Source organism: Desulfatiferula olefinivorans, from assembly GCF_054657895.1.
In genome coordinates this window covers 1-6,671 of record NZ_BAAHXV010000070.1, presented here as the reverse complement: position 1 = coordinate 6,671, position 6,671 = coordinate 1, and the positions used below count along the sequence as shown (strand labels likewise).

General features: G+C 38.4%; 5 protein-coding genes and 1 riboswitch. Of the genes, 1 reads left to right on the top strand and 4 read right to left on the bottom strand.

The genetic code is table 11. The features are described from left to right. Positions 1–4: 4 nt before the first annotated feature. Positions 5–253, bottom strand: coding sequence for a type II toxin-antitoxin system Phd/YefM family antitoxin (locus ACYQ11_RS21590; RefSeq protein WP_459925911.1), 249 nt, complete (start codon positions 251–253; stop codon positions 5–7). A gap of 924 nt (positions 254–1,177) precedes the next feature. Continuing rightward, positions 1,178–1,255, top strand: a riboswitch (cyclic di-GMP riboswitch). Positions 1,256–1,277: 22 nt separating this feature from the next. Here ACYQ11_RS21590 and ACYQ11_RS21585 point away from each other — a divergent pair. Continuing rightward, positions 1,278–1,988, top strand: a complete 711-nt coding sequence (locus tag ACYQ11_RS21585; RefSeq protein ID WP_459925910.1) for a PEP-CTERM sorting domain-containing protein — start codon at positions 1,278–1,280, stop codon at positions 1,986–1,988. A gap of 83 nt (positions 1,989–2,071) precedes the next feature. On the opposite strand, the gene asnB is transcribed toward ACYQ11_RS21585, so the two are convergent. The 3 genes from asnB to ACYQ11_RS21570 form a co-directional block, all read right to left on the bottom strand. Then, complete coding sequence (asnB, locus tag ACYQ11_RS21580) at positions 2,072–3,922, bottom strand: asparagine synthase (glutamine-hydrolyzing) (protein ID WP_459925909.1); 1,851 nt, start codon at positions 3,920–3,922, stop codon at positions 2,072–2,074. A 92-nt stretch (positions 3,923–4,014) separates the two neighbouring features. Next, the gene (locus ACYQ11_RS21575) at positions 4,015–4,401 is read right to left on the bottom strand and encodes a fibronectin type III domain-containing protein (RefSeq protein WP_459925908.1); all 387 of its coding nucleotides are present in this window, start codon (positions 4,399–4,401) and stop codon (positions 4,015–4,017) included. Positions 4,402–4,443: 42 nt separating this feature from the next. After that, positions 4,444–6,009 carry a right-handed parallel beta-helix repeat-containing protein gene (locus tag ACYQ11_RS21570; protein WP_459925907.1) on the bottom strand — a complete coding sequence of 522 codons (1,566 nt, stop codon included), beginning with the start codon at positions 6,007–6,009 and terminating at the stop codon, positions 4,444–4,446. Between the last annotated feature and the right edge of the window lie 662 nt (positions 6,010–6,671).

The following is a 6,671-nucleotide window of genomic DNA, read 5'->3' as shown; positions in this document are numbered from 1 at the left end:
TATTTCACAATTCAATATCCCTTCCCTTGTCCTTGCGTCTTTCGAGGTCGATATCAAGACCGTGAAACGGCGAATGTTTAAAAAATTCCACAAGGGATGTTTTCGGCCGTGTCAATCTCCTGTATTCCGCAACAGACATAACAATAACCGTCTCAACGCCACGGCGAGTCACCACTTGAGGCCCAACATTCAAAGCCTTTTCCACGACCTCACTGAACTTGTTTTTTGCATTCTGTAACTGCCAATGTTCCATAACACCACCTCCGCTTCATTATTTGGCCAGACTGTCTAGATTATATTGATTCCACAAAAATAATCAAGGTGGTTTTGTTGTGTACGCTCACATGGGCCTCAATTCTACGGAAGATAGCACTAAGATCTGCCTTGTTCTCCTTATAATTTTTCCCACTGTCCCGAGGTTGGCATCGAGCCATCGACGGTATGTTTCCAACAGGCTTAGCGGTCTCACTCGGTGATAATGATAAGGACTGGTGGATAAAACCGTGCTGGACCTAACCGCCTGTTCTTTTGAAGGCTTACCAATTTATATGGGGATTGTAAAGCGGGCGATTTTAAGATGGCAAGCATGCCAGTCACGTAAAAAGTCAATCTGGTTATGCAATTGGCTCAAGTTGACACAATTTGTTGCGGTTTCAGAACGCCAATGACCACAACCCATCGTAGATCACTTGAGTGAAGTGCATAACCAGAAAAGTCAATATTCAGACGGCTTCGTAAAATGTTCGAGATAAAGGCTTGCGAACCCTGTGGAATGAGACGTACTTAGGGCACCCCGAAGTGGCAAGGGATGACGCGTAACGCAGAAATCGGACTGTTTACGAAGACGTCAAGGCTTGATGCCCTGCCCCTCGATCAAACCAACACACCCCATAATCCCCCAACCCCATGTATCACCTCTGTTACACATTCCGAACCGGGATTTTACATAATAGTGCCTATAAAAAACTCAAAAAAGCACCAAATTTAACTCAGTATTAAAAACTCAAAGCACTAAAATATATGAATTTTCTTATTAATAATTTGAATAATTTTAAAATGGCATAGCATATGCATGCTTAAGATTGAAAATTTATAATTTTACATTCTTTTAGAGGAGGGGGTGAAATACTGATCGATTAGATTTAAAAGTTATTAACCGTTTAAAAACCATAACGCTAAAAGAAAAAGCCAAACCCTTCGTGAGATCGGGACGGAAAGCCACGGATCTTAGAGTTAAGACCGCCGGGTTGCATTTCTGTTACTCAAAGGAGATAATAATGAAAATCGTTAAAGCGCTATCATGTTTTATTTGTTTCTTTACATTTTTATCAATTAACGCAATTGCTGCACCCATGAACTTGTATGATATTACTAATATTTCAGGCACTCAGACATACACTGATATCGGTGCTCAAGGATTTCAACTAACTGATACAGATGGAAATAACGACGATGCAACGGCTTTTCTTTTACTTGAAATTGCCGGGTTCAAAGATCAAAACACCTTTGGTATGTATGGTTATTCCTTTAATAATGATGGCTCTATACAGGTCGGCAACACCCTTGAAATATTCAAAGGTTTAGATTCACAGTATGAAAGCACGACATTAAAGTTTTCATTGGCCGATGGTACGGTTACAAATGCTAATACCAATGTTAGTGCGGTGATTGATGCTTCAGCTTTCGGTTTTTACATTACAACACCTCAATTATATACTTATTATACCCATACCGAATTGAACATAGACGGTGTCGATCATGCTATGGTTTTCGATACAAGTGATAATACTGTAGGGCGTCTATTTGGCTCTGATATTGTAATCGCATTTGAAGATTTAATAAACGGTGGCGATATGAGTTTTGACGATATGGTTGTAGGCATTAGTGACATCAAAGCCGCCCCCGTACCCGAACCCGGCACCATGATCCTCCTCGGCGCTGGCCTCCTCGGACTGGCTGGTGCAAGGAAGAAAAAAGCACTGAAATAATCTTTAATTTGTAGTACACAAACAAAAAGGCAGAATACAAATGTATTCTGCCTTTTTGATAACCATTCGTCACTTCACAAAAATCATCCGTATTGCCGCAACCACTCCGAAAAAACCAATAGCGTCATCAACATTTTGCTGAGATCTTCTTTACCGGATTTCTGCCGAACGAGCATATCATCCAACGCCTGGGGCCTGAACCAGCCGTCTTTCTTTAATTGTGATAATCGATCTTCAATCTGTGGCATCAGCGACCCCTGAAACCATTCATTAGTCGGCACCGGAAAGCCCTTTTTCTCTCTGTATGTAATTTCTTTGGGCAAAAAGGATTCAGATATTTTTTTTAACAGATACTTGCTCTCGCCCTTTCTGATCTTCATTTGTGTGGGCAGCGACGTTACAGCTTCAACAAACCTATAATCCAAAAACGGAACCCGAAGTTCAATGGAAGCCGCCATGGTCATTTTATCTGCCTTGACCAGAAGATCATCCACAAGCCATGTTTTAGTATCAACATAAAGCATCTGGCTTAAGGGGTCTTTCCCCTTTACCTTATTAAAATGTCCTGCAAACTGATCTGGTAGATAAGTGGATTGATTTTTTATAAAGTCCGGGTGGTACAAATATCGTTTCAAAGCTGGTGTCATATAACTGGATGTCCCCTGATAACGCTCATGCAAAGGCGTATTCATCCAGTCCAAGTATTTTTGATATTTTAATTTTGAACACACCGGAACCAGAAAAGGCATGATCCTTAGCACAGTATCCGGGCAATACCGTCTGACCTTGTCGAGAACACACATAAATTGATACAAATAATAGCCACCAAAAATTTCATCACTACCTTCCCCGGATAGAAGAACGATGGCATGCTCACGTGCACGCTTAGATATATGATAAAGAGCTATGGCAGCAGGTTCAACAATGGGTTCTTCCGCAAACCGAATCAGGGTTTCAAGGGATACAAAAAAATTATCCGGTTCCAGATAAAAAACATGATGATTTGTTCGATATTTGTCTGAAACAATTTGTGCGTATTCTTTTTCAGAATATCCTTGGTTATAAGCCACCGTAAACGTATTCACGGATCGTGGAGCAATCAATTTATCCATCATTCCAACAACAACGCTGGAATCCAACCCCCCGCTTGCAAAAGCACCAACCGGAACATCACTGACCAATCGTTTTTCAACACAATCCAATAGAAGTGATTCTATTTCAGCAAAAAATGTTGCTTGCTCAACGTTTTTTTGTTCAATATCAGCAAAATCCCAATATTCACACTGTGATATATCACCATTATCGATTATCAAATAATGTCCAGGCAAAACCTTAGATATCCCTTTAAACATGGTTTGATAGCCAGGTACATAACCTACAGAAAAAAAAGCATCCAACACGTTCTCATTCATTACCGATTTTACAAACCCTGTCTTCAGAATAGCTTTAACCTCGGATGCACAAATAAAAACCTCTTTATCATAAAAATAATAAAGAGGTTTAATGCCCAGCCTGTCTCTGACAATCCATAATCTTTGTCGTTTTTTATCAAAAACAACAAAAGCAAACATCCCGTTAAACTTTTTCAGGCATTCTGTGCCCCATTCTTCATAAGCATGAACAATAACTTCCGTATCACAATCTGTATGAAAACAATGCCCTCTGGCCAACAAATCAGTTTGGATCTCTTTGAAATTATATATTTCACCATTAAAAACGACAACAACGTTACCATCTTCATTGGTCATCGGCTGATGCCCTGAGGCCAAATCAATAATGCTTAGACGCCTATGTCCCAAACCCGTATTACCATTAATATAATATCCTGAATCATCAGGTCCCCGATGAGCCATGCTATTAGTAGCTTTTTCAACCATCGCGACATTCACTAAACGACTTTTCTCAAAAAAATGAATACAAAATATTCCACACATATCTGTCTCACATAATGAAAAGCACTTCTCATCATTCATCATTTTCGATTGAGAAAGGCTATTTTGTGGTTTTCATTTAAAAAAATTATAATCTATTCAGAAACATTAATACCCTTTACCTTGCTTGGAATCAATTGTTTTATTTTAACATCAGATATTGGCCCTATGCCACTCCCATTGTATGCTTGTACATAAACATAGTAATCTATACCACATTCTAACCCATTAATATTATAAAAAGTATTATTTGATTCGGTATCAATCTTTTCCATATTAGCCAAAATTTCAGATTCGGTACTATAATTTTTAGTATCGTAATACAGATAATAACCCGAAACAGGCCCACCGGAATTCGGTGCAATCCATACCAAATGTAATGCTGCTGTGGCAGAAAAGCCATATGAACTAAAAAAAACCGAAAAACATACAAATGATAAGGCTATTTTAAGTAACGTTATATTTTTTATGTTATTTTTCATTATGCCCTCCCTCAAAAATTAATTAACTTTATTAAATTATAATTATGGCCAGGTAGGTTGCCCAGGTGCAGAATAAATTATTGCTGGCATCTGATTTCCAAGATATTCCCAAATATAAGAAGTTAATGTAATATCATCAACGCCGTTTAACTGCTTACCATCTGAACAAAATCCTCTTTTCCCAGTAAGTTTTCCACTGTCATATGTAAATGATTTCATTTGACTTTTCATAATATTTTCATTTGGAAATGGCCAAAGTGATTCGCTTGTTTGAACATTATAACCATCTTCTCCCCACAATGAACCAGAACGTCCTATTTTATAAACAGCAGAGGCGCCAATTCGTTCGCCATCGTTTGAAACATTATCAAGAGCAAGAGAAGTATTACTTTCAGTACGAACTAAATACTTTAAAAAACTGCCCAGAGGATTAATAGTCTGAACCAGATTACCAGTGCCACCACTGCTCACTAAATTAGTTTGATTATTGTAAAGGCAATTATTATTTGCTGAAGCAATCTGTTGTAAACCAATTCCATTTACGAGCCCATAAACTACAGAATTATTAACCGTAGCACCAGTAAAACCACTACAATAAACCCCCCTTGCAGAAGCAGTTTCATTACCACCGATAGTGCAATGATTTACAACCAGTTGAGGAGAGGTACTGCCTTTCACATATATAATATCTCTATATGATTGCCCCCAGAATATGGAATTCTCAATAGTAACACTGTGATCATTTTCAGAAATAATAAAGCCTTGAGTAGCATTATTAATTGCAATACACCCTCTATAATTCACATCATGGCTAACTGTACTATTATTACCCATTAAAAAACCAAACATACCTCCAGTACCATTCTGGTTATCATCTAAATATGACAGCTGATCAGAATCTATAGTTATACAATTTTGCCATTCAACATAATTGCTCTCATAATTAAAAAAAGGCGCCGTCCATGGATCCCCTGGTAATGCATGATCAATTCTCATTACGCAACGTCTTGCAACACAATGATCACTTATCCTAAAATGAAAACCGTATTGACAGTGCCCCCACCCCCAGCAATCTTCAAATAAAATATAAGAGCTGCTATACGAACTGAATAAATGCTCACCCTCATCAGCATCAAATGCTGAACAATTTAAAACCTTTACATGGTGTGAATTACCCAAACGAAATACATGATCAATAGACCGACCGAATTGAATCCCATCAAATACAACATAAGAAATACCATCAATATGTTCTAAACTAAGAGGTTTTCGTATATTTTCCCCATCAATAAACACACCTCCTTTGTTTTCAGCTTTAATAACCGTATACTCACTCGCTGTTCCGTTAGGTGGCCTATGATCCCAGTCAAACATGTTTGAAGAACCGCGATAGGTTCCATCTCTGATTATTAAAGTATCACCACTAGACATGGCTGACAGACCAGCTTGTATGGATGTATAACTTTCATTTGGACCAACATATATTTCAGCCGAATTAGCAGACATCGGCAAAAAAACAGATATCAATACAATTGTAGTTATTAAATGAAATAAACAATAAAAATGCTTCAACGTTTGGAGATTAATATTTAAATTTTTAGTTGACATATTTCCCCCTTTAATTAAATTTTTTGGTTATGCACTTCACGCAAGTTATCTACAATGGGTTGTGGTTATTGGCGTTCTGAAACTGCAACAAATTGTGTCAACTTGAGCCATGACCATAACCAGATAAAATTTACAAATTTATAAGCAAATACTATGCCCACATTTAATTATTTCTGGTTCTTTAAAAAATTCCATTAAGTTTTTGCTTCGATGGTCGAATTAAACTGAGCCAAAAATGGTCGTTTCGAATTGAGCCACCCGGGAATGAACCGGGCCTTAAAAACCCCCTGGTTCATTCCCGGGCAACGGCTCCAATGGTGTTTATATTACTCGATCTTCAAGTTTTTTGTACCCATGTCAAGCAGCCTGCCTGTGTTTGAGAGCAGGTGATGGTTCCAGGTTGCCAAGACCCCGAGGAGCCATGTGTTTCGTTGAAGTGTTGAGCTGAACCAGATTATCCACCAAAGCCGTTGCGAATGTTTTGAACTGTTCAATCGGGTCATCAGCCAGAGGCGCATTCTCAAGGGTAACCTCGATAAGCCATCTCAAGGTATAGGCTTCAATGATATCCGTTTGTCAGGTCATATCCGATGCGATGATATATCGATAGGATTCTTCACCTTCATATTTGAGCGCAATCACGAAACGTTTTTTTCCGTGGG